The sequence below is a fragment of the Desulfobacter latus genome (genome assembly GCF_013389365.1).
GTDB lineage: Bacteria > Desulfobacterota > Desulfobacteria > Desulfobacterales > Desulfobacteraceae > Desulfobacter > Desulfobacter latus.
The window spans coordinates 1-255 of sequence record NZ_JACADJ010000234.1 but is presented as its reverse complement, the minus strand read 5'-3'; the positions used below and the strand labels follow the sequence as shown (position 1 = coordinate 255).

Below are 255 nucleotides of genomic sequence, written 5' to 3'. Positions count from 1 at the left end.
CAAGCCTGGGATAACTATCCGAAAGGGTAGCTAATACCGGATAAAGTCGATTCACATAAGTAAATTGATGAAAGATTGCCTCTTCTTGAAAGCAATTGTTTGGGGATGAGTTTGCGTACCATTAGCTTGTTGGTGGGGTAAAGGCCTACCAAGGCTGCGATGGTTAGCTGGTCTGAGAGGATGATCAGCCACACTGGAACTGGAACACGGTCCAGACTCCTACGGGAGGCAGCAGTGAGGAATTTTGCGCAATGG

The 255-nt window shown here is 47.8% G+C and carries 1 rRNA gene; it reads left to right on the top strand.

The window, feature by feature from the left end:
* Positions 1-255 (top strand): 16S ribosomal RNA (locus HXW94_RS20670); the annotation flags it as partial.